This is a genomic window from Rhodococcus sp. OK519 (assembly GCF_003051005.1).
GTDB lineage: Bacteria > Actinomycetota > Actinomycetes > Mycobacteriales > Mycobacteriaceae > Prescottella.
The window spans coordinates 362,515-388,572 of the sequence record NZ_QAOW01000002.1; the positions used below are offsets into that span (position 1 = coordinate 362,515).

A 26,058-nucleotide genomic window follows, 5' to 3' on the forward strand; every position below is an offset into this window, starting at 1 on the left:
CGGATGGACACCCGAACCGAGGGGGCACTGATGCTCAAGGGATTCAAGGACTTCCTGCTCAGAGGAAACGTTCTCGATCTAGCCGTCGCCGTGGTGATCGGTACGGCGTTCACGGCGATCGTGACCGCGTTCACGACGAACATCATCAGCCCGCTCATCGCCGCGATCGGCGGATCCGACCTCGGCTGGGGGAAGGAGATCATCGACGGCAACGCCGCAACGTTCGTCAACATCGGCGCCGTGGTGACCGCAATCATCAACTTCGTCATCATCGCGGCGGTGGTCTACTTCGTGCTGGTCCTGCCCGCGAACGCCGCGAAGGCCCGTTTCGCAACGGTGAAAGAGGACAAGAAGGCCAGCGAAACCGATCTCCTCATCCAGATTCGCGACATCCTGGCGGAGGGCCGCATCGGCGATTCGTCGCCCTCATCCGACGGCAAGCACACACAGATCGACGACTGAACCGACCCTCGACAGCAATGCGAGCGGTGCGCGCAATCCCGTTCGGGACACGCGCACCGCTCGCATCTTGCTCGAATAATGTTGTGCAGCAGAAGAAATTCAGCCGTGGTGCGGCGGCACCTGGCGGCGCAGCCAATCGTCCTGACCGCCGTCGCCGTCACCGCGCGACTCGCCGTCGCGCGACCGCTCGTCCGACGTCTGGTCCGGCAGCACCGTGCCGAACACGGCATCCAGGCGCGCCCGGTTCGCCCGGGCGCGACGGGCCGTCTCTGACTCGTCCGACATGACTACGCGCGCTCCTTCATCATTCGTCGATCGCCGACAACTGACCGATGACGTAACTCGCCAACGGAGTCAGCGTCGCCATCCCGTCGCGGATGGCCGCCCGCGACGCCGCGAGATTGGCCACCAGCGTGCTCCCCGAAATCCCGACCAGCCCACGCGAGATCACCGCGTCGACGGCACCCGCCGCCAGGCCCGAGGACCTCAGCGCCTCACTGATGCCGGTCAGCTCCCGATCCAGGACGTCAGCCGTGGCATCCGGCGTGACATCGCGCGGCGTGACGCCCGTGCCGCCGACCGAGATGACCAGATCCACGCCACCGATCACGGCAGTGTTCAGGGCGTTGCGAATCTCCACCTCGTCCGCGGCCACCGCGACCGTCGCGTCCACCAGGAAACCGGCTTCGGTGAGCAGTTCGGTGACCAGGGGCCCCGTCGAGTCGACGTCGCCGTGTGCAGTGCGATCGTCGACGATCACGACGAGTGCTCGTCCGGCCATCGGTGATTCGAGTTCCATGGTTCCCACCGTAGTGGCAGCGCCCGACACCGTCGGGACATGGCGGTCAATCCGCGGCGTCGGACGCTTTGCGAAGTTCATCAACGGCCACCGGTGGTCGGCGCAGTGCCGAGTGCGACATCGACGGTCTTCACGCTGCCCGACGGATCCTTGTACGTCACGCTCACCGTGTCGCCGGGGGCGTGCGACCGGATGGCCGCGATCAGCGAGTCACCACTCGTGATGACCCGATCGTCGACCTTGGTGACGACGGCGCCCTTCGGGATGCCCGCCTTCTCGGCCGGTCCGCCGCCGGTGACGTCGACGACCGTGGCGCCGCCCGTCGTCTCCTTGGCTGAGACCTGGACGCCGATGATCGCCTGCGTGGCCTTGCCGGTCTTCACGAGTTCGTCGGCGATGCGGCGGGCCTGGTCGACGGGGATCGCGAAGCCGAGGCCGATGGATCCGCCCTGGCCGCCGGCCGTCGCGATCGCAGTGTTGACGCCGATCAACTGGCCTTCCATGTTCACCAGCGCGCCACCCGAGTTGCCGGGGTTGATCGCGGCGTCGGTCTGGATCGCGTCGATGACGGTGTTCTGGTTCCCGGCCTCGCCGCTCGTCGACACGGGCCGGTCGAGCGCTGAGACGATGCCGGCGGTGACGGTGCCCGCCAGTCCGAGCGGCGACCCGATCGCGACGACCTCCTCGCCCACCTTGACGTCCTCGGAGGATCCCAGGTCGACCGGGGTCAGACCCGACTTGCCGTCGACCTTGATGACCGCGATGTCCGAGGTCGGGTCGGTGCCGACGAGCGTCGCGGGCGCGGTGCTGCCGTCGGAGAAGGCGACCAGCAGTTTGCCGTCCGTTCCGCCGCCGGCGATGACGTGGTTGTTCGTCATGATCAGTCCGTCGGACGAGAGGATGACGCCGGAGCCCTCACCCTCGCCGCGGGTGCCCGCCACCTGGATCTGCACGACGCTCGGCACGACCTTGGCCGCGACCGCCTCGACGGAACCTTCCGGTGCGTTCGACGCGGGACTGGTGCTCGCCTTCGGCGCGTCGAGGGCGTTCGAGACGGGGGCGTTCCCGGTGTTGTTCGACGACGCGAGCGATCCCACGACACCACCGATACCGCCGCTCACGAGCGCGAGCGCGATGGCCCCGGCGACGAGCGCCGACCGGCCGACCTTGCGGGGCTCGGAGGGCACCGGAGCGCCCGTGGTCGGGATGGTGCCCGTGACGCCGCTCGTCGGGATCTGCTCGGTCGAGTGGTAGCCCGCCTGGTAGCCGGGCCGCTGGGGGTAGCCCGGGCCGGGTTGGCCGGGACCGCCCGGATAGCCGGTGTTGAACGGCGCCGTCGGGTGGTAGCCGGCGCCGGCGCTCCACGGATCACGCGGAGCCGACGGATGCTGGCCCTCGCCCTGCTGCGGAGCATTCGGGGCGGGATGACCCTGGTAGGGATTGCCCTGGTTCGGGTCGCCGTGAGGAGTACGGTCGTCGGTCATCGCACCGCTTTCTGTCATGACCGCCTGTGTGGGGCGGCACTGGTCCGGTCGCTGAGTACCAGACTGCCGGGCCCGGCTGAGAGGCCCCTGAGATGCTCCTATCAGTTTCCTTTGTCCTTGCGACGCTGGCCAGCACGGCAATTCGGACGCGATACCGACCGGTAGTGTCAGCGCGCGTCGGGCAGAGGCTCGCCCGGCAACACAATGCGGATCCGGGCGCCACCGCGGTCCGACGTCTCCACCGCGATCGTGCCACCGTGCTTGGTCACGACCTGCCGGACGATGGCCAGCCCCAGACCCGATCCCGGCATGGAACGAGACGCGGTGGACCGGTAGAACCGCTCGAAGACGAGTTCCCGATCCTCGGCCGGGATGCCGGGGCCGGCGTCGTCGACGACGAGTTCGAGCAGCCTGTCCCCGATCTGACGCATCGTGACGTCCACCCGTTCGCCCGTCGGACTCCACTTGGCGGCGTTGTCGAGGACGTTGAGGACCGCCCGCGACAGCCCCGCCTGGTCGCCGTAGATGAACCACGGTGTCGTCTGCGCCTCGAAGTCGATCTCGTTGCGCCGACGTCGCGCCTTCTCGAGCGATCGTTCGACGACCTCGCTCAGGTCGACGAGTTCGAAGACCGTCTCGGGAGCGTCCTCACGGGCCAGGTCGACGAGGTCGCCGACGAGCGTGGACAGTTCCTCGATCTGCGCGACGACGTCCTCGCGGAGGTCCGCCATGTCCTGATCGGGGATGCTCGGGGCCCCGGGTCGGCTCGATGCGATCAGCAACTCCATGTTGGTGCGCAGCGACGTGAGCGGCGTCCGCAATTCGTGTCCGGCGTCGGCCACCAGTCGGCTCTGCCGGTTCCGTGATTCCCCGAGCGCGCGGAGCATGGTGTTGAAACTGACGGTGAGCCGGGCGAGTTCGTCGTTGCCGGTCACGGGAATGGGCGTCAGGTCGTCGGTGCGCGCGACCCGCTCGGCCGCGGCGGTGAGCCTGCCGATCGGTCGCAGACCGGTCCGGCCGACGGTGGTTCCGGCCGCTGCGGCGAGCACGACGCCGCAGCCGCCCACGACGAACAGCACCCACGCGAGCCGGTCGAGCACGTCCTCGGTCGGTTCGAGCCGTTGGGCGATCACCAGTGTGCTGCCGTCCCGGGTCCGTTCGGCCAGCACCCGATTGCCCTCCACGGTCCGCAGGGACGAGTCGAGTTGTCCGCGCGCGACGGCCAGTTCCGCAGGTCCGATCGGCACGACGGAGCCGGGCGGAATGTACTTGTTCAGGTCCGGGAAGATCAGCGCCACACTGATATCGGTGGTGTAGAGGGTGGCGCCCGCGATGTAGCGGGGATCGAACGTGATGAGGTCGTTGTCGACGATGGCCGACGCGCGCGACTGCAGCTGGTGGTCGACGTCGGCGTACAGCGCCCGCGACACCACCGCGTACGCCGCGAACGCCATCAGCGCGACGGCGACGGCGACGACGGACGCCGCGAGCAGCGTCACCCGCCAGCGCAGTGACACCGAACGCGTCAGCGGCATCGGTGGCCGCATCTCGTGCTGGACGGGCCGCATCGGGCCCCACGGGGGCATGGGCCCCGGCGGCTGCTGCTGCTGACCGGGCCTGCCGAAGGGAGCAACCATCACGGGGGTGTCTCCCGCAGGACGTAGCCGACGCCGCGCACCGTGTGGATCAGGCGGGGCTCACCGTCCGCCTCGGTCTTGCGCCGCAGGTAGCCCACGTACACCTCGAGCGCATTGCCCGACGTCGGGAAGTCGTACCCCCACACCTCCTCGAGGATGCGGCTGCGGGACAGGACCCTGCGCGGGTTCGCCATCAGCATCTCGAGGAGCGCGAACTCGGTGCGGGTGAGGCTGATCGAGCGCCCGCCACGCGTCACCTCGCGGGTGACGGGATCCAGTGTCAGGTCCTCGAACGTCATCGCTTCGGAGTCGTCGCCCGCGACGGGCGTCGCGCGTCGGAGCAGGGCGCGCAGGCGTGCCAGCAACTCCTCGAGCGCGAAGGGCTTGGGCAGGTAGTCGTCGGCGCCGGCATCCAGTCCGGCGACCCGCTCCGACACCGAATCACGGGCAGTGAGAACGAGAATAGGCAGATCGTCGCCGGTGCTGCGCAGGCGACGGCAGACCTCGAGCCCGTCCAGTCGCGGCATCATGACGTCGAGCACGAGCGCATCGGGACGGGACGCGGTCACCTTCTCGAGGGCGTCGAGTCCGTCGACGGCGAGGTCGACGGTGTAGCCGTTGAAGCTCAGGGACCGTCGCAACGACTCCCGCACCGCCCGGTCGTCGTCGACCACCAATATGCGCATGCCGACATTTTGGCCCCACCGACTGAGATCCCGCTGAGAGGATCCCGTTCACGCGTGTCGGGTCACTCCCGGGGCCGGCGCGGGCCGGGCAGGCTCCAGTGCCGCCACATAGCGATCAGTCGCAGGCCCGACGCGACGACGGTCCCGATCACGAGGCACGTGTTGTCGGCCAGCCCGGCCGACGTGCCGGCCACCACGAACGCGGCTCCCAGCAGCGCCGGGATCGCGTACAGGTCGCGGTGCAGCAACAGTGGCACCTCGTTCACCAGCACGTCGCGCAGGATGCCGCCGCCGATCGCAGCGGTCGCCCCGATCAGCGCTGATGCGAGCGCGCCGGCCCCCGCGTCGAGCGCGATCGCGGCGCCGGTGCTCGCGAACAGTCCCATGCCGAGCGCGTCGAGCACCAGGATCTCGCGGCGCAGCCTGCCGAGCGCCGAGTGCAGGAAGAACACGACCACCGAGGTCGCCAACGCGGTGCCCAGCAGCGGCCAACTGGTCAGCGACGTCGGAGGGTGGATGCCCAGAAGGAGGTCGCGGACGATGCCGCCGCCGACTCCGGTGAAGGCTCCGACCACGCACACCCCGAAAACGTCGAAGCGTTTACTCACCCCGACCAGGGCACCGGACGCGGCGAACGCGACGATGCCCACCAGTTCGAGGGTCTCGAGCAGCACGCGGACAGCCTCGCATGGCCGCCGCGACTGGACACGAGTCCGGTAGAATTGCGCCCGTCGAGACACTGCGGAAGGAAGAGCAATGGCAGTCAAGAGGTCACCGTCGAAGAAATCACGCAGCGAGCAGGGCCGTCGCCCCAAGAAGAACCCGCTGATCGCCGCCGGTATCGAGACTGTCGACTACAAGGACGTCAACCTGCTCCGCACGTTCATCTCGGACCGCGGCAAGATCCGCAGCCGCCGAGTCACGGGCCTGACCCCGCAGCAGCAGCGCCAGGTCGCCGTGGCCGTCAAGAACGCTCGCGAAATGGCGCTCCTGCCCTTCACCAACCGCTAGCGCCCTTCCGTTCGGGGTAAGTGCCGCAGGGATCGCTGCCGCTGCACGCTAGATTCTCCGGGTGTCGTTTTCGTTCCGTACCGTCGCTGTTCTCGCCGCGACCGCCCTCACCGTGGGCGGCGTCGCAGCCTGCTCGTCCGATTCGTCGACCTCCGCGGGAGGCGGTGCCGCTGACTGCATCACCGACTTCGATGCGGGCACCGACTACTTCCCGAACAAGCAGAGCGTCGAGTACGCCGAGAACTTCGACATCGAGTACCACAACTCGTACCAGGTGCTGACGGTTCGACAGCCCGGCCAGGCCGACGAGTCGTATGTGCTCACCCGCTGCGGCGCCCCGGCCCCCGAACTGACCGGTGATCTGGCCGGCGCGCAGCAGGTCGCCACTCCCGTGACGAACCTGTTCGCCGAGTCGACCACGCATCTTCCGAGCCTCGAGGCGCTCGGCAAGCTCGACGTCCTGACGGGCTTCGCGAGCGCCGACTACGTCTACAGCGAGGCCGCGCGCAAACACATTGCCGACGACGGGGTCACGCAGTTCGCCACCGCCGGTCAGGTCGATGCCGAGGCCGTCGTCGCGCAGGCGCCGCAGGCTTTCGTGACCGGTGGCTTCACCGATCCCGCGTTCGCGGTGATCGAACGGTCCGAGATCCCGGTCCTCGACAATTACGACTGGCTCGAGACGGATCCACTGGGCCGCGCCGAATGGATCAAGTTCTTCGCCGCGCTCACCGGCACCGAGCAGCAGGCCACCGAGACGTTCGACGGCATCGTCACCGGGTACGACAAGTACACGACGCTCGCCGCGAACACGGCGCCCGTGCCGATCGTTCCCGGTCTGCCGTACCAGGGCGCCTGGTCCGTGCCGCTGGCCAGCTATTCCAACGACCTGTACGCGACGGCGCGCATCTCGCACCCGTGGATGACCGAACCCGGCACGGGCAGCCTGCAGACAGACCTCGAGACGGTCTTCGCGAAGGCCGGAGACTTCCCGCTCGCGATCAGTACGTCGTCCAACACGACCAAGGCCGACGCGATCGGCGCAGAACCCCGCCTCGCCGAGTTCGCAGCGTTCCGCGACGGGCAGGTGTGGACGTCGTCGGCACGCGTGACCGATGCCGGCGCGCTCGACATCTACGAGCAGGGCGTCCTGCGTCCCGACCTGGTGCTTGCCGACCTCATCGCGATCGCCCACCCGGACCTGCTGCCCGGCCACGAGTTCACCTTCTACCGCCGACTGCAGTGAACCGCACCGCCGCTGCCGTCACAGCGCTGGTCGCGCTCGTCGTCGCGGCCACGATCCTCGCGGTCTCGGTGGGGTCGGTGACGATCCCGTTCGGCACCACCGCCCGCTACCTGTTCACCGGTGACGCGGGGTCCGAGCGCTGGACCACTCTCATCGCGGACATTCGTCTGCCGCGGGTGGTCACCGCCGCGTGCGCGGGCGCCGCGCTCGCGGTCGCGGGTCTGTTGATGCAGACACTGTTCGCGAATCCGCTCGCCGACCCGTACATCCTCGGAGTGTCCTCCGGCGCCAGCCTGGGTGTCGCGCTGGTGGTCCTGGGCTCTGGCACCGGCGCCGGTGTCTTCGCGGCGGTCGCGGGGACGGGACGGCTCGGAATCGCCGTGGCCGCCGCGATCGGCGCGCTCGCGGTGCTGCTGCTGGTCCTTGCCATCTCGCGCTGGGTCCGTTCCGTCGTCACACTGCTCATCGTCGGCGTCATGGTCGGGTCGGTCACCAGCGCGGTCGTCTCGCTGCTGGTCGCGTTCTCGCAGCCCGCGCAGATGCAGCAGTTCATCCTGTGGAGCCTGGGGTCGTACGCCGGTGCGTCGTGGTCGGATCTGCGGGTTCTGGTGCCCGCTGTCATCGTCGGTATCGTGCTGGCCGCGACGCTGGTGCGGGCCCTCAACGCGATGCTGCTCGGCGAGGACTACGCCCACTCGATGGGCGTCCACCTGATCCGCACCCGCACCGTTGCGATCGCATCGGCCGCGCTGCTCGCCGGTGCCGTCACCGCGTTCTGTGGTCCCATCGCGTTCCTCGGCATCGCGGTCCCGCACCTCGCGAGGCTGGCGCTCGGGACGTCGGACCACCGAATCCTGCTGCCCGGCGCGGTGCTCATGGGCGCCGCCGTGTCGCTGCTCTGTTCGGTGGTCGCGCAGTTGCCGGGGCGCGACGGCGTCCTGCCCCTCAACGTCGTGACCGCGCTCGTCGGCGCGCCCGTGGTGATCCTCGTGCTGCTGCGGTCACGCCGCGCGCAGGCCGGGAGCGTCGCATGACACTCGTGCTCGACGACGTCACCGTCGGCTACCCCGGACGCCCCGCTCGCAGGATCCTGAGCGATCTGCGCCTGATCGCGCACGCCGGGCAGGTCACCGCGCTGCTCGGCCCCAACGGCGCGGGCAAGTCGACTCTGCTCCGCTCGGTCGCCGGTCTGCAGCGCATCCTCGGCGGGTCGGTCCTGCTCGACGGCGTGGACGTCACCACGCTGTCCCCCGCGCACCGCGCGCGCAGGATCGCGGTGGTCCTCACCGATCGTGTCGACGGCGGCCTGCTCACGGGCGGCGAGGTGGCCGCACTCGGACGCCTCCCCCACCAGGGCTTCGCGTCACGGCTGGGCGACGACGAGAAGCGTCTGATCGCCGAGAGCCTCGACCGCATGGGCGCCACCGACCTCGCCGACGTGCGACTGCACGAGATGTCCGACGGACAGCGCCAGCGGGTGCTCATCGCACGGGCGCTCGTGCAGCACCCGGCGCTGCTGGTGCTCGACGAGCCCAGCGCCTACCTCGACGTGGCCGCGCGCGTCGAACTGCTGGCGCTCCTCGAGGAGATCGCCACCGACGCCGGCATCACGGTGCTGTTGTCCACCCACGACGTGGAACTGGTGCTGCGCACGTCGCAGCACGTATGGCTCGCGGCGGGCGACGGAACCGTCGTCGACGGCAGCCCCGCTACCCTCGTCGCATCCGGTGCGATCACTCGCGCCTTCGACTCACGCCGCGTCCGCTTCGACGCGAGCGACGGCATCTTCCGGCTGGGCGAGGGCTAGCTGTCCGACTCGTTCTCCACGTCCGGTCGCGGTGCGATCTCGTGGAACATGGCGTCCGACGACACCCACTTTCCGGTGCTTATCAGTTCCGCGATCACCAGATCGAATGCGTCGGCCAGCCACTCGTGCCGCGCTGCGACCAGTTCGATGTCCTCCGCCGACGCGTCCGAATTCTGCTCGAAGAACCGCACGAGCCAGATGTCCCGCGCGTCGGGGTCACTGCTCAGTCCGTGCTCGGTGTTGGTCGCGAGCACGTACATACCGAAGGCGAAATCGACGCGGATCGCGTACACGCCGCCGATATTCACAACGTTGGTGGGCCGATGCGTCGCGGCGGCCAGCGTCGTCAACGCGTCGGAGTAGCGGTCGGCGTGTTCATGTGTGCGGGGCACTCGATCGTCCTCTTCGGGTAGGCGCAGGATCGGACTCGACGGTGTCGGCTCCTACACAGCAGATTCGGCTGCGGCCCGCAGGCGGGCGTTCTCGGCGCGCAACTCGGCGCGCTCGTCCTCGAGTGTCAGGATGAGACCGATTCCGGTGAGGTTCACGCCGAGCGCGACCAGTTCACCGATCCGGGTGAGCCGGTGCAGGTCGTCCTCGCTGTACCTGCGGGTGCCGCCCGCGGTACGCGACGGCGCGATCAGCCCACGACTTTCGTACAGGCGGAGCGTCTGCGGACCGATCCCGGACAGCTCGGACGTCACCGAAATGCCGTAGACACCACGCTTCGAGCGTGAAGATTCCTCCGGCGGTTGAATTCCCACGAAAGGAACGGTAGCAGTGCTCGGCGCCCGGAATCGGCAGCGGCTCACACAACCGGCCCGTCGCAGCGGTCGGACGGCCCGCGAGTAGAGTTCCCGCCGGTATATGCAGTTCAGCGACACCTCGGTAGATCGGCGGACGTAGGCAGTGTCGGGTGTGGTCGCAGGCTTCACGGTCATCTTCGTCGTCATCGCGATCGGGTTCTTCCTCGGTCGCAGCGGGACCCTCGGCGAGCACGGGCAGGTCGTGCTCAGCCGCCTGGTGTTCTTCGTCGCCACGCCGGCCCTCCTGTTCGACACCCTCGCGAACTCCGACCTGTCGGTGGTGTTCTCCCCCACCCTTGCGGTCGCTGCGGCGACGGCCTTCGCGGTCGCCGGCATCTACCTCCTGATCGCGCGCCTGTGGCTTCGCCGGCCGCTTCCGGAACTGGCCATCGGCGCGCTTGCGTCGTCGTACGTGAACTCGGCGAACCTGGGCATCCCCATCGCCGTCTTCGTGCTCGGTGACGCGTCGTTCGTGGCGCCGCTACTGCTGTTCCAGATCATGATCTTCTCGCCGATCGCGCTCACGGTGCTCGACATCAGCACGACGCGTCAGGGCGCGTCCCGGCTCGAGACGGTCACCGCGCCGTTCAAGAACCCGATCGTGGTGGCGGGCGCCGCCGGTCTCGTCGTCGCAGTGTCCGGATGGACGCCGCCCGAGGCGTTGATGCAGCCGTTCCAACTGATCGGCGGCGCCTCGGTGCCGGGCGCGCTGCTCGCGTTCGGCCTGTCCCTGTACGGCGTGCGAGTGCTGGAGAAGGGTGCGAGCCCGCGACGCGACGTCGCGCTCGCGTCCGCGCTCAAGATCTTCGTGCAGCCCGTCCTCGCGTATGTGATGGCCCGGTTCGTGATGGGCCTCGACGGTCACGAACTGTTCGCGATCGTCGTCGTCTCGACTCTGCCCACCGCGCAGAACGTATTCGTGTACGCCAGCCGGTACCAGCGCGGCATGGTTCTCGCCCGCGATGCCGCCTTCGTCACCACCCTCGCCTCGATCCCCGCGATCGCGCTCGTCGCGGCGCTGTTGACCTGATGCCATACTCGTTGTCATGAAGATCAGCCTGACCAGCGTGTACGTCGACGACCAGGACAAGGCACTCGCGTTCTACACGGACGTCCTGGGCTTCGTGAAGAAGAACGAGATCCCCCTCGGCGAACACCGATGGCTCACCGTCGTCTCGGCCGAGGAACCCGACGGCACCGAACTGGTGCTCGAACCCGACCAGCATCCGGCCTCGAAGGCATTCAAGGAGGCCCTCGTCGCCGACGGCATCCCCTTCACCGCCTTCACCGTCCCCGACGTCCGGGCCGAATACGAGCGACTGAAGGACCGTGGCGTCGTGTTCACCCAGGAACCGCTGCAGATGGGTCCGGTGACCGTGGCGGTCCTGAACGACACGTGCGGCAACCTCATTCAGATCGCCAGTCAGTAGCGACGCGGGTCGGTCACCTGCCGGGTCGGCGCATCCGCATGTAGTCGCTGACGACGGCGGCACCGAGACCGTCGAGGTCGGGCGCCACCACCCGCCCACCGACGCGCTGGGCCATCCGGTCCACGACCCGCGCCAGGCCCGGGTCGTCGCCGAGCCGGAAGATCGTGACCTGCGCGCCGAGACGGGCGAGAGTGTCGAGTTCCCGGACCGTGAGTCCCAGCGTTCGCACACTCGGCGGGTAGTCGAAGTACGCCTGACCGTCGGGCTCGAGATGCGCGGTGGGTTCGCCGTCGGTGACGATGAGCACGACGGGCTGTGCGTTGGGGTGCCGGCGCAGGTGCCGGGCCGCGAGCAGCAGCGCGTGGTGCAGGTTGGTTCCCTGATCCCACGCGCCGTCCAGTCCGGCGAGTTCTGTGGCGGACAGGGCCTGGGCGTAGCGGCCGAACCCGATGAGCTGCAGGGCGTCTCCCCGGAACCGCGTGGTCACCAGGTGGTTCAGGGCGAGTGCGGTGCGCTTCATCGGCACCCAGCGCCCGTCCATCACCATCGAGAACGACGTGTCCACCAGCAGCGCGACCGCGGCCTGCGCCCGCTGCTCGGTCTCGGCGACCTCGACGTCGGCCACCGTCATCCGCACCGGCATCCGGCCGGGCTCACGCAGAATCGCGTTGGTCAGTGTCCGCGTGACGTCCCACGGTTCGGTGTCCCCGAACTCCCACGACCGCGACGCCCCCGTCGGCTCCCCCATCGACCCGGCGCGACGGGTCTCACGCTGTCCGCCGCGGTTTGCGAGACGTCCGGCGACGTCCCGAAGCGCCGTCTGCCCCAACTGACGCATCGCCTTCGGCGACAGCCGCCATTGACCGTCGGGCGCACGGTCGAAGAACCCCTGTTGCTGCAGCGCCCGCTCGAGATCGGCGAGCGTGCGCGCGTCGGCGACGGCCTCACCGCCGAGTTGCCGGGCGAGCGCCTCGGTGTCGATGTCGTCGAGCTGTGCTCCCGGATACTGTTGCGACAGTTGCTCGGACAGCCGCTCGAGATCGGCGACGTCGGCCATCGCCGACGTCCCCTCCCCCAGCCCGAGGCCCTCGTCGCCCCGGAACTGCGACGAGCCGTTCCAGTCCTCACCCGGCCGAACCGACTGGAGGTGCGCGTCCAGCCGGTCCAGCTGATTCATGAGCGACGGATCGCCGAAGGCCTGCTGCGCCAGGGCGTCCAGTTCGGCGCGCTGGTCGGGGGTGAGCGAGTTGCGTAGCCGCTGCGCGGCCGCTGCCCGGCGGGCCAGCGAATCGAGCAGTTCCTCCGTGTTGCGTGGGTTCTCGGGAAAGAACTCACCGTGACGGTCCATGAACTCCTCGAACTGCTGCGTGGTGTCCTCTCCGCGAGCATGGCTGTCCAGCAACGAGTTCAGATCCGCGAGCATCTCCCGAATACTCTCGCGATCCTCGTCCGTGGCGCCCTCGAGCACTTGCTTCATGCCGGCGAACCGCTGATCGAGCAGTTCGCGTCCCATCAGGTCGCGGATCTTCTCGTAATCCTCACGCGCCTGGCTGCTGCGCCAGTCGTAATCGGCCAGGTCCGCGACGGCCTGCGCGGTGGACGGCGGCAGTTCCTCGATGCGCATCTCCGCGAACCGGGCGTCGTCGTCGAGAGCACGCGCGAGCGCCTTCCGTTCCTCGAGCACGGCACGATCGAGCAGTTCCCGCACCTCGTCGAGGGTGCCGCCGAGGTTGTTGCGCTGCAGCAGTTCCCGGCGCCGCTTGTTGGCCTGCGCGGCCAGGTCGTCGAGTCCGCGCCGGTCCCCGATGCCACGCCGCAACAATTCCCGCAGCGCCTGGCGCGGCGACGCACCCTCGAGCACGTCGTCACCGATAGCGGACAGCGCGTCCCGCAGATCCACCGGGGGCGCCAGTGGATCGCCGCCTTCGTACGGGCCGTAGCGGGCTCCGCGAGACATCCCGTCTCCCTTCACGAATTCCGACTACGAGTAGACGGCCTGACCGTTCTCGTCGGGGTTCTTGGAGATCCGCCGTGCCAGGTACAGGCCCTCGAGGGCGAGTTCGGCGGCCGAGGCACGCTCCCCGTCGGTCTCCGCGCCGAGGCGACGTGCCACGTCGTCGAGCACGTCGAGTTCGGGAAGTTCGCCGAGCAGGGCCTTGGCGGTGACCCGTTCCCCGGTCACCACGGGCTGCCCCAGTTCGACGGCCGCCACGAGCGGCGCGAGGTCGATGCCACCCAGTCGGATGCGCGCGGTGTCGGCGGTGGCGCGCCGTAGCAGGTGCTCGAGGATCTCGAGTTCCCTTCCCTCCTCACCGGATTCGAACTCGACCTTGCCGCGGAGTACCTCGACGATCGTGCCGAGATCGATGGGACGGGCCACCGCCTCGGCCTCGCCGAGCACCGCGCTGCGATGCACCGCGGCAGCGCTCACCGTCTCGGCGCCCGCCACCGCGAAGCGGGCCGAGACGCCCGAGCGCTGGTCCACCGACGTCGACTCGCGCAGCAAGCGAGTGAACCGGGCAAGGACCTCGAGCAGGTGGTGCGGCACGACGGCCTGCAGGTTCGCCTCCTGCTGGACCACCGCAATCTCGTCCTCGAGCATCGACGGGTAGTGCGTGCGGATCTCGGCACCGAACCGGTCCTTGAGCGGGGTGATGATGCGGCCCCGGTTGGTGTAGTCCTCGGGGTTGGCGCTGGCGACGAGCAGCACGTCGAGCGGCAACCGCAGGGTGTACCCGCGGACCTGGATGTCGCGTTCTTCCATGACATTGAGCAGCGACACCTGGATTCGCTCGGCCAGGTCCGGCAGTTCGTTGATCGCGACGATGCCGCGGTGCGCCCGGGGCACCAGCCCGAAGTGGATGGTCTCCGGGTCGCCGAGACTGCGGCCCTCCGCAACCTTGACGGGGTCGACGTCGCCGACCAGATCGGCCACCGAAGTGTCCGGGGTGGCGAGCTTCTCGGCGTACCGCTCACTGCGGTGCCGCCACGTCACCGGCAGCGCGTCGCCCAGTTCGGCGGCCCGGCGCAGCGAGATCGGGGTGATCGGCTCGTACGGGTGCTCCCCCAGTTCGGAGCCGTCGATCACCGGCGTCCACTCGTCGAGCAGCAGGCTCAGGGTGCGCAGCAGTCGGGTCTTGCCCTGACCGCGTTCGCCGAGGAGCACGACGTCGTGGCCGGCGATGAGGGCCCGCTCGAGCTGCGGCAGCACCGTCTCCTCGAAACCGACGATGCCGGGCCACGGATCGACCCCGTCACGCAGCGCGGCGAGCAGGTTCTCCCGCATCTCGTCCTTGACCGAACGCTGGAGGTGTCCGGACGCGCGGAGTTGGCCGAGGGTCCGCGGCAGATGCACTGGCAGTGTGGCAGTCACCACTCCAAGTTACGAGTGTTCGGGCGATTCGGCACGTGGGACCGCCGACGCGCACGAAGTCGACAGCGCGCTCTGATAGACACACCTCATGGCCGACACCGAGATCACGTTCACCACCGGCGACATCACTCTGCACGGCAGCCTCCGTCTCCCGGTCGGCTCCGGCCCGGACGCGCCCGCGCCCGCGGTGCTGCTGCTCGCCGGCAGCGGTCCCACCGATCGCAACGGTGACAGCGCGCTCCTGCCCGGCTCGATCGGCACCCTCGCGTTCCTCGCAGACCTGCTCGAGAAGCACGGCTACGCGAGCCTGCGCTACGACAAGCTCGGCAGCGGCTCCACCGGGTTGGGGCCCTACGACATCGAGGACATCGGCGACCTGGGCTTCTCGGTGTTCACCGAATCGGCCCGCGCGGGGTTGGATTTCCTCGCGAGCCGAGCCGCCGTCGACCCCGAACGGGTGTACGCCGTCGGCCACAGCGAGGGCGCGCTGATCGCGCTGGCACTTGCCGGCAGCGGCGCTGCCGTCGCGGGTGTGGGCCTGCTCGAGCCGCTCGCGGTCCGCCTGCTGGACCTGCTGACAACGCAGATCGACGGACAGCTCACGGCTGTGGTGGCCGCCGGGCAACTGCCCGTGGAACTGGCAGACGAGTTGCGCGTCGCGCTCGCCGGCGCCGTCGAATCACTGCGGAGCGATGCGACGCTGAGCGACGACCTGCCGGACCCGCTGCGCGCCGCCGGACTGGTGCCCGCCAACGCCCGCGCCCTCGCCGAGGAGGACGCGCTCGACCCGCGCGAACTCGCCGGAGATCTGCCCGCCGGGATGCCCGTCGTGACGAGTTGCTCGGCCAAGGACATCCAGCTGAGCAGCAGCGACGTCGACGCTCTCGACGCCGCGCTCGCCCACACCGCCCTCACGTCGCTGCGGATGACGACCGCCAACCACGTGCTCAAGGAGATCGGCGACGACGCCTCCACGGGCGCCGACTACATCGCGCCGCTGCCGTGGTCGGCCGAGTTCACCGACGGTTTCGAGGGCTGGCTGCGCAGCCTCTGACACCCCGCCGGGAGGGCCCGGCGACACGCTCGACAAAAAACCGAGATGTCGCCGGGCGGTCACTGCTGTATGGTCATCCGTTAACCAACGGGCACACACGAGAAAGGTACGGTCACGATGCGCGTCGAAAGCCCCGCGAAGAATGCAATGCAGCTTCGCAGCAAGCATTTTTCTCACGATCACGTATTTGCAGCCGTACCCGCGTGGCACAGCCCCGCAGCCTTCGATCGACGGCACCGAGAATGAGTCACCCGTAACCGGCACCATTCTCGGGCACCCGAAGGCACACCGCCTCGGGTGCCTTTTCTTTTGCCGCTTTCACCCATACACAGTTCAGGAGAACCACACATGAAGCTTCGTCTCGGCGCACTGAGCGCCCACCGACAGGACCTGCCCGGTGACCTCACCGGACAGGTCGTCACCCTCGACCTCACTCACATCGACGCAGGCCAGGATGCGGCCACGGCGCAACTCATCAGTCAGTTGCTCGCCCGCGGCGCGGCCCGCCTGGTCATCTCGGGCACCGACGACGCCAGTGCCCGCGCGCTGGTCGAGTCCGCACAGCACAACGCTCCCCCGTCCGGTCTCGCGGCCTGAGGCACTCGAGACCGCGACGAGGGAGCGTCGCAGCGAAGGTCCGATCAGTGCGCGAAGTGGCGCGCACCGGTCAGGTAGAGCGTGACGCCGGCCTCGCGGGCGGCCTCGACGACCTCGTTGTCACGGACCGATCCACCCGGCTGGACGACGGCGCGGACACCGGCGTCGAGCAGGACCTGCAGTCCGTCGGGGAACGGGAAGAACGCGTCGGACGCGGCCACCGAACCCTTGGCACGGTCACCGGCACGCTGCACCGCGAGATGCGCGGAGTCGACGCGGTTGACCTGACCCATGCCCACGCCCACCGAGGCACCGTCGTTCGCCAGCAGGATCGCGTTGGACTTCACGGCACGGCATGCGCGCCACGCGAACTCGAGGTCCGCGAGGGTCTTCGCGTCCGCGGCCTCACCGACGACGAGCGTCCAGTTGGCCGAATTGTCGCCGTCCGCGTCGAGGACGTCGCGGTCCTGCAGCAGCGCGCCGCCGGAGATCGGACGCAGTTCGATGCCGGTCTCGGTGGGAGCGGCGGCCTCGAGGACACGCACGTTCTTCTTGCGAGCCAGCACCTCGACGGCACCCGGCGCGTACGACGGGGCGATGACGACCTCGGTGAAGATGTCGGCGACCTGCTCGGCCATCTCGACGGTCACCTCACGGTTCGCGGCGATGACGCCACCGAACGCGGAAACCGGATCGCACGCGTGCGCCTTGCGATGCGCCTCGGCGATGTCGGCGCCGACCGCGATGCCGCACGGGTTGGCGTGCTTGATGATCGCGACGGCAGGCTCGGAGTGGTCGTACGCGGCACGCCACGCGGCGTCACCGTCGGTGTAGTTGTTGTACGACATTTCCTTGCCGTGGAACTGCTTCGCCTGCGCGAGGCCCGCCGGGCCGGCCGGGCTGTCGTACAGCGCCGCAGCCTGGTGCGGGTTCTCGCCGTAGCGCAGCACCGCCGAACGGTCCCACGTCGCACCGACCCACCGCGGGAACTGCGACTGTGCCGAATCGTCCTCCACTCCGCTCGGGACGGACTCGACCAGCGTGGACGTCATCCAGTTGGCGACCGCGACGTCATAGGACGCGGTGTGCTGGAACGCCTGCGCGGCCAGTGCGGTCCGCTCGAAGAGGTTGAAGCCGCCGGCCTCGACCGCAGCGAGGACGCCCTCGTACTTCTTCGGGTCGACGATGACCGCGACCGACGGGTGGTTCTTGGCCGCCGCACGCACCATCGACGGGCCGCCGATGTCGATCTGCTCGACGCACTCGTCCGGGCTGGCACCCGACGCGACGGTGTGCGTGAACGGGTAGAGGTTCACGATCACCAACTGGAACGCCTCGATGCCCAGCTCCTCGAGCTGCGCGAGATGCTCCGGCTTGCGGGTGTCGGCGAGGACACCGGCGTGCACGCGAGGGTGCAGCGTCTTCACGCGGCCCTCGAGGCACTCGGGGAAGCCGGTCAGGTCTTCGACTTTGGTGACCGGGATGCCGGCATCGGCGATCTTGGCAGCGGTGGAACCGGTGGAAACCAGTTCGACACCGGCCTGGTGCAGGCCGGTGGCCAGTTCGACCAGGCCGGTCTTGTCGTAGACGCTGACCAGTGCACGGCGCACTGCCTTGCGTTCACTCACTTGGGATCACGGCCTTTCGTCCGTCGGAAACAACACCTCGGAGGGCGACGGCGGCCACGATCTCGGCCAGCAGTCTCCGCTCGACATTCTTGATGCGCTCGTGCAGCGCGGCCTCGTCGTCGCCGTCGAGAACCTCGACCGGCTCCTGCGCCAGGATCGGGCCGGTGTCGACGCCACCGTCGACCAGATGGACCGTCGACCCGGTCACCCGGACGCCGTATGCGAGCGCGTCTCGCACCGCGTGTGCGCCGGGAAACGACGGCAGCAGCGCGGGGTGCGTGTTGATGATGCGGCCCGCGAAGCGCTCCATGAACGCGGGGCCGAGGATCTTCATGAAACCGGCGCTGACGATCAGATCAGGCTCGTGCGCGGACACTGCCTCGGTGAGCGCGACGTCCCAGGCGGCACGGTCGGCGTGATCGCGCAGCGACACCTTGAAGTGCGCGACGTCTGCCGCGTCGGCGTGGTCGGTGGCGGCGCAGTCCCGGTCGACCCCGACAGCGACGATGGTCGCCGGGTAGCCCTCGGTGCGCGTGGCCTCGATGAGCGCCTGCAACAGGCTGCCCGTCCCCGATGCGAGTACGACGATCCGAGCGGGCACCGTGGGCCGCAGCTGGTCACGCGTGGCAGTCAGCGCACTACTCCTGGTATTCGAGACGATCGGACCGCGTCACGGGCCGACCCAAGCCTAGTCTCTGGGGGGCACCGGACCGTCCGGCAGGTCGCCTTCGTTCGCCGCGGGGCTCGCCGGGGCGTCCTTCACCTTCACCGAATCATCGGTCTCGGTCTCGACCTCCGCCTCGATGACGTCGAGCGGCGCCTCCGCCGGACCCTCGTCGGCATCCTGCGTGTGCGGGTCTGCATCGTCGACGACCTCGGCATCGAGAGCCTCACCGGACGCGGGGCCCTCGGCCACCGGATCACCTGACTCCGCGGGCGATTCGGGCGCGACGCCCGTTTCGGGTTCCAGCTCGGGGTCGGGCTCGGAGCGATAGCGCATCGCCGGTAGCGCGAGGCGTTTCACCTCGAACTCGGGGGTGTCGAACTCACCCGAGACACCGGTTTCGCCTGGCTCCACGGACTCGCCGGACTCGCCGTCGGAGACCGTCTCGGCGTCGGGTTCGACGCTGTTGCGCCGGGCGAGCACGGTGGCGACGGCCAGAGCCGGCAACACCAGCCAACCGAAGGTCAGCAGGCCCAGAGCCCACGGTTCGACGCCGACGAATCCGTAGGCGCCGACATCGCCGCCCGCGACGAAGCCGACCGCCGCAGCGAGCACTCCGGCACCCGCCGCCGCGGCCAGCACGGTGTACGCGGTGTCCTGCAGTGGCAGGAGCAGTCGACCGCAGTCACGTCCCAGCAGCGCGCCGACGGCGACGGGAACGAGAAGCAGGACCGGCCACGCGGAACCGGCCAGTTCGACAGGGACACCGCCCAGAACGGGCATCGGCGGCACCGGGCCCGGCACGATGTCGAAGACACTCAGCGTCGTCCCGCCGGCCTGTGCCGTGCCGCCGAGGAGCACCGCGACGGCGCCGACGGCGAGGTTGGGCAGGTAGAGCACCGACAGCAGCGTCAGGCCCAGCACCCCGAGGACTCCGCCGCCCTCGCCGAGCAGCGTGCCGACCTCGGACCACGACCACACGAGCGAGATCACGGCAACCGCGCTGCCGGCCGCGAACAGCAGCAGCGCGGCGCGCACCGCGAGCCGGGCCACCGACGGCAACCACGCGGGCGCCCCGACAGCGGCGCATTGGATGCGTCCGACAACCGACACAACGCCTGCCGCCGACGCCGACAGATGGATCACGAGCACGCACGCGATCGCCGCGAGAGCATTCGGAGAACCGATCGAGGTGACCGCCGACGCATCTGTGACCACCGCCAACGCGATGAGCGTTGCAGCGAGCGGACCCGCGACGGCCGCGCCGACCACCTTGGCGGCGGCGCGCAGGTCGGATTCCGGTTCGACCGCCCTCGCGCAGCCCCGCGCCACCACCCACATCAGCACCGCGGTGGGGAGCAACGGGAGGATCCCGAGCGGGGCGTCGGTGATCGTGAGCGAAACCTGTTGCAGTGCGAGCCAGCTCGCCGCGATTGCACCGACAGCCCCCGTCAGGTCGCTGTTCGACGACACCAGGGTGACCAGCACGACCGCGGACAGCAGGACGATCGCGACACCGGTCGGGCGCAGGGCGACGCCGACCAGGGCGCGCGCCTCGCCGGGATTCCGGTCGGGACGAGTGGAAGTGTCGCGGCGGGTGCCGCGACCAAGCAGAGAAGTCATCGGTTCGAGGGTCGCACCCGCGTGCGGCGTGGCCACTCAGGCGCGCCGGGACGTGGCGCTCCCCACTGGCTCACGCCGGCTCGGGCGGAGCTACTTCTCGTCGTCCTTCTTCTCGGTCTGCGCCCCGAAGGCCTGGGTGGGTGCGCTGGACGTGTCGCCCTGCGGGGGTTCGGGCTGGGCAGGCGACTGCGGTTGCGGTTGCGGTTGCGCCGACGGCTGCGACTGCTGCTGCTGCTGCGCAGACATCTGCTGTGTGGGCTGCTGCGCCTGGTAGGGCTGCCCGGCCTGGAACTGGCCGTAGCCGGCCGTGGGCTGCGGAGCCTGGTGCGACTGCTGGTACCCGTACTGCTGCGGGGCGTTCGGCTGCGGCTGTCCGTAGCCGGGCATCTGGGGGTAGCCCTGCTGGGGCCCATAACCTTGCGGCGGACCGTAGCCCTGCTGCGGCGCGTAGCCCTGCGGGTGTCCGTAGGCGGCGGGGTGGACATGGGTGCGGCTCGGGCGCCCTGTGGGCTCCTTGACGATCCCGGCACCGAACAGGAACACGGCGGTCGCGAGCACGGCCTGGACGAATCCCAGCACCAGAATCGCGATTCCGCCGGCGCCGAGTTCCGCGCCACCGGGGAGGTTGAGCATGACGGCGAATGCCGTGAGGAACCCCACCACCGCGGCTGCCGCGGCCGGACCCGAATAGCTCTGCTTCGGCAGCAGCGAGATTCCCGACAGCAGACCGCCGAACAGCAGGAAGACCAGGGGGACAATCCCGTTCATTTCGAACGCGTTGAGCGTCAACCCGTACATCATCGCCGAACTGTCGGAACTGAGGTACGGCGCGAACCCGAGCAGGAAGATCACGACGCCCAGCGCCGCAACCCCGAGACCGAGGTAGAAGGACAGTCCTCGGGAATCGGACCCTCCCGACGGCTGCACGGGCTGGCCGTAGCCGGACCCTGCATCGCTGTAAGTCATTTCTGCTCCTCGTCGATGTGTCGAAATCCCCCGTGAACGCTACCCCGATCCCGAGCAACTCTCATCGAGATGTTTCGAGCCTACGAGGGCAAATCAGGTGGTGGCGTCCGCCGTGACGCTGCCGTCCGCAACCGCCGAGACGAGGGCGGCATGATCGGTCTCGGTCCGGTCCGCGTAGGCGCGCGCGAAGGTGGCCATCGCATCGTCGAAACCCGCTCCGGAACCGAGGTAGGCCGCGATCGCAATCCGGTCGCCCCCGCGTGCGTGCGCGTAGCCGAGCACCCGACCGCACAGCCTGCCGTACTGCTCCAACCCGATCGGTGTCATCGTCTCGATCGACGGCGAGCCCTTCGCGTCGCGCAGTTGCCGCACGTAATAGTCCCGCTGCGCACCGTCGTAGCCTGGGCCCTGCTGCCAGCCGAGGAACACATCGCTCGCGGCCTGCATGATGCGCTGCCCTTCGACGACCCGTCGGCCCTGGTTCGCGCACTCGGGGCCGTCCAGATACTTCGCGAGTACCGCGGGCCGGGCCTCCTTCGCCTGCAAGAACAAGGGATCGCCGTCGTCAGCACCCAGCATCAGCAGGATCCAACTGCGGGTCCCCACACTGCCCACCCCGACGACCTTGCGGGCCGCCTGGACGAACCGGTACTGGTCGAACGGCACGCGGTGATCGGGGCGCAGAGTCGCCCGGTACTCGGAGAGGCGCGCCTCCAACTCGCGGTACAGCGACTGCGCGTCGTGCCCACCGAACACCTCTTCGATCGGGACCAGCAGCGGCGGGCGGGAGACGATCCGTCGGTGACCGTCGGACACCTCGGTCAGCTTGCCGAGCGCCTGCAGGCTGCCACGCCGCCACGACTTCTCGAGCAGTTTGCGCGAACTCTTCCGGGAGGCCGCATCGAGCGTGTCGCGGAGGTCGGCGAGTTCCTGTTCCGCCTCGACGTGCGCGTACCAGACCGCCAGGTTGCCCAGCCCCGCCTGTTCACGCATCGTCTCGCGATACGCGGCGACACACGCGAGAACGATGCGGTGCCGTCGCTTACCGCCGAAACCCGATTCCCGCGCCGCCACCTCGATGCTGGCGACCAACCGTTTGACGTCCCACTCGAACGGCCCCGGGTAGGTCTCGTCGAAGTCGTTGACGTCGAACGTCAGTCGCCGTTCCGGCGTCGCGAAGATCCCGAAGTTGCTCAGGTGGGCGTCACCGCACAGTTGCGTGCGCAGTCCCGAGTTCGGCGTGCGGGACAGGTCGTCGGCCATGAGCGCCGCTCCGCCCCGGTAGAACGCGAACGGGCTCGACGCCATGCGCCCGTACCGGACGGGGAGGAGCTCCGGAATCCGTTGCAGATCTTGCTGTCTCAGCAGCTCGATCGGGTCTCGGCCCGCCGCCCCGAGCACGGCGAGGGCGTCGAACGACACGCGGGCCCGCGCCGCCTCGCCGCGCTGGGCGCGATCGGCCCGGACGGAAAACTCACCAACATCTGCCATCGTGCCTCGCTCGGTGTCGGGACCGCACCATTCTCTCCCCGCGACGACCGGCAGACACCGGAAAAGGGAAGATGAATCATGCCCTTCACGTTGCCCGCCGGTTCCGATGTCGCCGTGGAGACGGAGGTCAAGCACTCCCGTTTCATCGCGGTCCTGCGTAGGGTCGACACCCCGGCCGCCGCGCAGGCCTTCCTGGAGGAGCAACGACGCCGGTACCCCGACGCGCGCCATCACTGCTGGGCGTACATCACGGGCAACGAGCCCTCCGAGCGCGCCGAACGGTCCGGCGACGACGGCGAACCGGGCGGCACCGCCGGCATTCCGATGCTGCAAGTACTGAAGGCACGCGAACTGGTGGATGTCGCGGCCGTCGTCATCCGCTACTTCGGCGGCATCAAACTCGGCGCGGGCGGACTGGTGCGCGCGTATTCGGGCGCGGTGTCGGTTGCCCTGGACACTGCCGCGGCTGCGTCGAGCCTGCTCCGCCGCGAACGCCGGGAACTACTGTCCGTACAGGTGGGCCACGGCACCGCGGGTCGGATCGAGGCCGAACTGCGCGGGCGCGGGATCGCCGTGGTCGACGCCGCGTACGGCGCCGACGTCACCTTCACGCTCGCAACCGAGGATCCCGAACATCTGGCGGAGGTCGTCGCGGAACTCACCGCCGGTTCGAGTGAACTCACCCCGGCAGGCGTCAGGTGGGTGGACGTGTGAAACGCGAACGGCGCCCGCAACCGGACGAAAAGTCCTGGCTGCGAGCGCCGTTCGTGAGATCCGACAGGATCAGAGGTTCTTCAGGATCTCGCGGGCGAGGGCCGCGGTCTCGGACGGCGTCTTGCCGACCTTGACGCCGGCCGCCTCGAGGGCGTCCTTCTTGGCCTGCGCGGTGCCCGAGGAACCGGAGACGATGGCGCCGGCGTGGCCCATGGTCTTGCCCTCGGGAGCGGTGAAGCCTGCCACGTAGCCGACGACCGGCTTGGTGACGTTGGCCTTGATGTAGTCGGCGGCACGCTCCTCGGCGTCGCCACCGATCTCACCGATCATCACGATGATCTTGGTCTCGGGATCCTTCTCGAACGCCTCGATGGCGTCGATGTGGGTGGTGCCGATGACCGGGTCGCCGCCGATGCCGATAGCGGTCGAGAAGCCGTACTCGCGCAGCTCGAACATCATCTGGTAGGTCAGGGTGCCCGACTTGGAGACCAGGCCGACCGGGCCCTTGCCGGCGATGTTCGCCGGGGTGATGCCGACGAGCGCCTCACCCGGGGTGATGATGCCGGGGCAGTTGGGGCCGATGATGCGGGTCTTGTTGCCCTTGTCGAGGTTGTAGGCCCACGCGTAAGCGGAGTCCTGCACCGGGATGCCCTCGGTGATGACCACGAGCAGCGGGATCTCCGCGTCGATGGCCTCGACGATGGCGTCCTTCGAGAAGGCCGGGGGAACGAACGCGATCGAGACGTCCGCGCCGGTCTCCTTCATGGCCTCGGCGACGGTCGCGAAGACCGGCAGCTCGACGGCGTTGCCATCCTTGTCGGTGTGCGAGACCGTGGTGCCGGCCTTGCGCGCGTTGACGCCACCGACGACCTGGGTGCCGGCCTTGAGCATCAGAGCGGTGTGCTTGGTGCCCTCGCCGCCCGTGATGCCCTGGACGATGACCTTGGAGTCCTTGGTCAGGAAGATAGCCATTGTTGTGTGTGTCCCTTACTTCGCTGCGAAGGCGAGCTCGGCAGCCTTGTCGGCAGCCTCGTCCATGGTTGCGACGACCGTCACCAGCGGGTGGTTGGCCTCGGCGAGGATGCGACGACCCTCTTCGACGTTGTTGCCGTCCAGGCGCACGACGAGAGGCTTGTTGGCCTCGTCGCCCAGGGTCTCGAGCGCGCCCACGATGCCGTTCGCAACTGCGTCACACGCGGTGATGCCACCGAAGACGTTGACGAAGACGCTCTTGACCTGCGCGTCGTTCAGGATGACGTCGAGGCCGGCAGCCATGACGGCAGCCGAGGCGCCGCCACCGATGTCGAGGAAGTTGGCGGGCTTCACGTTGCCGTGCTTCTCGCCCGCGTAGGCGACGACGTCCAGGGTCGACATGACCAGGCCGGCGCCGTTGCCGATGATTCCGACCTCACCGTCGAGCTTGACGTAGTTGAGGTCGTTCTCCTTGGCCTTGAGCTCGAGGGGATCGGTGGCGTCACGATCCTCGAAAGCCTCGTGGCCGGGCTGACGGAACGCAGCGTTCTCGTCCAGCGTCACCTTGCCGTCGAGGGCCAGGATCTGGTCGTCGGGCGTACGGACGAGCGGGTTGACCTCGACCAGGAGAGCGTCTTCCTTGATGAAGACCTCCCACAGCTTCTGGATCGTGTTGGCCGCGGCGTCGAGCACCTCGGCGGGCAGCTTGCCGGCCTCGGCGATCTGACGCGCGAACGCGAGATCGACACCCTTGACGGCGTCAACGGGGATCTTCGCGAGAGCGTCGGGGTTCTCCTCGGCGGTGACCTCGATCTCGACGCCACCCTCGACCGAGCACATGGCCAGGTAGGTGCGGTTGGTGCGGTCGAGCAGGAAGGAGATGTAGTACTCCTCGGCGATGTCACTCGCCTCTGCGACCAGCAGCTTCTTGACGACGTGGCCCTTGATGTCCAGGCCCAGGATCGCCTCGGCGTTCGCCTGTGCGGCGTCCACGTCGGGCGAGTACTTCACGCCACCGGCCTTGCCGCGGCCGCCGACCTTGACCTGCGCCTTGACCATGACCGGCTTGCCGATTTCCTCCGCGATCTCGCGGGCACCGGCGACGGTGTCGGTAACACGGCCGGCCGACGTCGGCACGTCATGCTTGGCGAAGAGTTCCTTCGCCTGGTATTCGAAGAGATCCATCTGCTCACCGTCTCGTCTGCGTTGACGCCCGCTCGGGGTGGGAGCGGGTCCTTGTCGAACTTTAACTAGTTCAATCAATCGACTATCGCTCGCCTATGCGCCATGTGGCATACATCACGCGCTCGAGTCGAAGGGGACACCCCGTCACGACGGCGACACTCGGTGAGCGTCCGCACCGCGACGCGATCCGGGTGCGCACTCAGTGCGGCCGCACCCGGAGGCGCCCACCACAAGGATTGCAGGTGCCCCGACGGACGTCGCGATCGGATCGGCTTGCGGGCGCCGATCCCACCCTTCGGTCACGGTCGAGACTGGGCTGTAACAAAGGTGGCCCGTCCCGATATATGAACGAGACCATTCGGGATGTTCGGCATCCCCCCAGCTCGCGGTGTGACACCGGTCACATCTTCCTGTTGCGTGCGC

Annotated in this window: 27 protein-coding genes; 10 read left to right on the plus strand and 17 right to left on the minus strand. The window is 68.8% G+C overall.

Features of this window, described 5'->3' with window-relative positions; genetic code table 11:
* Nucleotides 1-30: 30 nt before the first annotated feature.
* The gene (gene mscL / locus C8K36_RS09030) at nt 31-462 is read left to right on the plus strand and encodes a large conductance mechanosensitive channel protein MscL (protein WP_107984333.1); all 432 of its coding nucleotides are present in this window, start codon (nt 31-33) and stop codon (nt 460-462) included.
* A gap of 99 nt (nt 463-561) precedes the next feature.
* Here mscL and C8K36_RS09035 read toward each other — a convergent pair whose 3' ends face one another.
* The 6 genes from C8K36_RS09035 to C8K36_RS09060 all read right to left on the minus strand — a co-directional run bounded on the left by C8K36_RS09035 (nt 562) and on the right by C8K36_RS09060 (nt 5,742).
* Entirely contained in the window at nt 562-747 is a 186-nt protein-coding gene (locus C8K36_RS09035) for a hypothetical protein (protein WP_107984124.1), read from the minus strand.
* A gap of 19 nt (nt 748-766) precedes the next feature.
* Entirely contained in the window at nt 767-1,261 is a 495-nt protein-coding gene (locus tag C8K36_RS09040; RefSeq protein WP_181319480.1) for a molybdenum cofactor synthesis domain-containing protein, read from the minus strand.
* 80 nt (nt 1,262-1,341) lie between these two features.
* Complete coding sequence (locus C8K36_RS09045; RefSeq protein WP_107984335.1) at nt 1,342-2,745, minus strand: trypsin-like peptidase domain-containing protein; 1,404 nt, start codon at nt 2,743-2,745, stop codon at nt 1,342-1,344.
* A 167-nt stretch (nt 2,746-2,912) separates the two neighbouring features.
* On the minus strand, nt 2,913-4,382 hold the full coding sequence (locus C8K36_RS09050; RefSeq protein WP_420910869.1) for a HAMP domain-containing sensor histidine kinase: 1,470 nt from the start codon (nt 4,380-4,382) through the stop codon (nt 2,913-2,915).
* Nucleotides 4,382-5,068: a response regulator transcription factor gene (locus C8K36_RS09055; RefSeq protein WP_107984126.1), complete on the minus strand. Its 687-nt coding sequence runs from the start codon at nt 5,066-5,068 to the stop codon at nt 4,382-4,384. Before C8K36_RS09055 ends, C8K36_RS09050 begins: the two co-directional genes overlap by 1 nt.
* A 62-nt stretch (nt 5,069-5,130) precedes the next feature.
* Nucleotides 5,131-5,742, minus strand: a complete 612-nt coding sequence (locus tag C8K36_RS09060) for a trimeric intracellular cation channel family protein (protein ID WP_107984127.1) — start codon at nt 5,740-5,742, stop codon at nt 5,131-5,133.
* Between the two features lie 82 nt (nt 5,743-5,824).
* Between C8K36_RS09060 and rpsR the strand changes: the two genes are divergently transcribed.
* The 4 genes from rpsR to C8K36_RS09080 all read left to right on the plus strand — a co-directional run bounded on the left by rpsR (nt 5,825) and on the right by C8K36_RS09080 (nt 9,132).
* Complete coding sequence (gene rpsR / locus C8K36_RS09065) at nt 5,825-6,079, plus strand: 30S ribosomal protein S18 (RefSeq protein WP_107984128.1); 255 nt, start codon at nt 5,825-5,827, stop codon at nt 6,077-6,079.
* A 61-nt stretch (nt 6,080-6,140) separates the two neighbouring features.
* Complete coding sequence (locus C8K36_RS09070; protein ID WP_107984129.1) at nt 6,141-7,325, plus strand: ABC transporter substrate-binding protein; 1,185 nt, start codon at nt 6,141-6,143, stop codon at nt 7,323-7,325.
* On the plus strand, nt 7,322-8,359 hold the full coding sequence (locus tag C8K36_RS09075; protein WP_107984130.1) for an iron ABC transporter permease: 1,038 nt from the start codon (nt 7,322-7,324) through the stop codon (nt 8,357-8,359). Before C8K36_RS09070 ends, C8K36_RS09075 begins: the two co-directional genes overlap by 4 nt.
* The gene (locus tag C8K36_RS09080) at nt 8,356-9,132 is read left to right on the plus strand and encodes an ABC transporter ATP-binding protein (RefSeq protein WP_107984131.1); all 777 of its coding nucleotides are present in this window, start codon (nt 8,356-8,358) and stop codon (nt 9,130-9,132) included. Before C8K36_RS09075 ends, C8K36_RS09080 begins: the two co-directional genes overlap by 4 nt.
* Here C8K36_RS09080 and C8K36_RS09085 read toward each other — a convergent pair.
* Nucleotides 9,129-9,524: a hypothetical protein gene (locus tag C8K36_RS09085; protein WP_107984132.1), complete on the minus strand. Its 396-nt coding sequence runs from the start codon at nt 9,522-9,524 to the stop codon at nt 9,129-9,131. The two genes, C8K36_RS09080 and C8K36_RS09085, sit on opposite strands and share 4 nt — an antisense overlap.
* Before the next feature lie 51 nt (nt 9,525-9,575).
* Nucleotides 9,576-9,896 (minus strand): MerR family transcriptional regulator, encoded by a 321-nt coding sequence (locus C8K36_RS09090; RefSeq protein ID WP_107984133.1) that lies wholly within the window; start codon nt 9,894-9,896, stop codon nt 9,576-9,578.
* A gap of 145 nt (nt 9,897-10,041) precedes the next feature.
* On the opposite strand from C8K36_RS09090, the gene C8K36_RS09095 reads away from it, so the two are divergent.
* Both C8K36_RS09095 and C8K36_RS09100 read left to right on the plus strand, forming a co-directional pair.
* Nucleotides 10,042-10,968, plus strand: a complete 927-nt coding sequence (locus C8K36_RS09095) for an AEC family transporter (protein ID WP_107984134.1) — start codon at nt 10,042-10,044, stop codon at nt 10,966-10,968.
* Between the two features lie 16 nt (nt 10,969-10,984).
* A complete protein-coding gene (locus C8K36_RS09100; protein ID WP_107984135.1) occupies nt 10,985-11,368 on the plus strand; it encodes a VOC family protein in 384 nt (127 codons plus the stop codon).
* Between the two features lie 13 nt (nt 11,369-11,381).
* Here C8K36_RS09100 and C8K36_RS09105 read toward each other — a convergent pair whose 3' ends face one another.
* Nucleotides 11,382-13,325, minus strand: a complete 1,944-nt coding sequence (locus C8K36_RS09105) for a vWA domain-containing protein (RefSeq protein WP_107984136.1) — start codon at nt 13,323-13,325, stop codon at nt 11,382-11,384.
* A gap of 24 nt (nt 13,326-13,349) precedes the next feature.
* A complete protein-coding gene (locus C8K36_RS09110) occupies nt 13,350-14,741 on the minus strand; it encodes an ATP-binding protein (protein WP_258195342.1) in 1,392 nt (463 codons plus the stop codon).
* An 88-nt stretch (nt 14,742-14,829) separates the two neighbouring features.
* Between C8K36_RS09110 and C8K36_RS09115 the strand changes: the two genes are divergently transcribed.
* The gene (locus C8K36_RS09115; protein WP_107984137.1) at nt 14,830-15,795 is read left to right on the plus strand and encodes an alpha/beta hydrolase family protein; all 966 of its coding nucleotides are present in this window, start codon (nt 14,830-14,832) and stop codon (nt 15,793-15,795) included.
* A 348-nt stretch (nt 15,796-16,143) separates the two neighbouring features.
* Nucleotides 16,144-16,392: a hypothetical protein gene (locus tag C8K36_RS09120; protein WP_107984138.1), complete on the plus strand. Its 249-nt coding sequence runs from the start codon at nt 16,144-16,146 to the stop codon at nt 16,390-16,392.
* A 44-nt stretch (nt 16,393-16,436) separates the two neighbouring features.
* Here C8K36_RS09120 and purH read toward each other — a convergent pair whose 3' ends face one another.
* The 5 genes from purH to C8K36_RS09145 all read right to left on the minus strand — a co-directional run bounded on the left by purH (nt 16,437) and on the right by C8K36_RS09145 (nt 22,764).
* Nucleotides 16,437-18,020 carry a bifunctional phosphoribosylaminoimidazolecarboxamide formyltransferase/IMP cyclohydrolase gene (purH, locus tag C8K36_RS09125; RefSeq protein WP_107984139.1) on the minus strand — a complete coding sequence of 528 codons (1,584 nt, stop codon included), beginning with the start codon at nt 18,018-18,020 and terminating at the stop codon, nt 16,437-16,439.
* A complete protein-coding gene (purN, locus tag C8K36_RS09130) occupies nt 18,013-18,621 on the minus strand; it encodes a phosphoribosylglycinamide formyltransferase (protein WP_107984140.1) in 609 nt (202 codons plus the stop codon). The genes purH and purN overlap by 8 nt, the downstream gene beginning before the upstream one ends.
* An 87-nt stretch (nt 18,622-18,708) precedes the next feature.
* Nucleotides 18,709-20,307 (minus strand): DUF6350 family protein, encoded by a 1,599-nt coding sequence (locus tag C8K36_RS09135; protein WP_219909996.1) that lies wholly within the window; start codon nt 20,305-20,307, stop codon nt 18,709-18,711.
* Nucleotides 20,308-20,397: 90 nt separating this feature from the next.
* Nucleotides 20,398-21,273, minus strand: a complete 876-nt coding sequence (locus C8K36_RS09140) for a DUF5336 domain-containing protein (RefSeq protein ID WP_107984141.1) — start codon at nt 21,271-21,273, stop codon at nt 20,398-20,400.
* 93 nt (nt 21,274-21,366) lie between these two features.
* The gene (locus C8K36_RS09145; RefSeq protein ID WP_107984142.1) at nt 21,367-22,764 is read right to left on the minus strand and encodes a DUF2252 domain-containing protein; all 1,398 of its coding nucleotides are present in this window, start codon (nt 22,762-22,764) and stop codon (nt 21,367-21,369) included.
* Between the two features lie 78 nt (nt 22,765-22,842).
* Between C8K36_RS09145 and C8K36_RS09150 the strand changes: the two genes are divergently transcribed.
* Nucleotides 22,843-23,478: an IMPACT family protein gene (locus C8K36_RS09150; protein ID WP_107984143.1), complete on the plus strand. Its 636-nt coding sequence runs from the start codon at nt 22,843-22,845 to the stop codon at nt 23,476-23,478.
* Between the two features lie 69 nt (nt 23,479-23,547).
* On the opposite strand, the gene sucD is transcribed toward C8K36_RS09150, so the two are convergent.
* A complete protein-coding gene (gene sucD / locus C8K36_RS09155) occupies nt 23,548-24,450 on the minus strand; it encodes a succinate--CoA ligase subunit alpha (RefSeq protein WP_107984144.1) in 903 nt (300 codons plus the stop codon).
* Between the two features lie 15 nt (nt 24,451-24,465).
* Nucleotides 24,466-25,635 carry an ADP-forming succinate--CoA ligase subunit beta gene (gene sucC, locus C8K36_RS09160; protein WP_107984145.1) on the minus strand — a complete coding sequence of 390 codons (1,170 nt, stop codon included), beginning with the start codon at nt 25,633-25,635 and terminating at the stop codon, nt 24,466-24,468.
* Nucleotides 25,636-26,058: the final 423 nt, after the last annotated feature.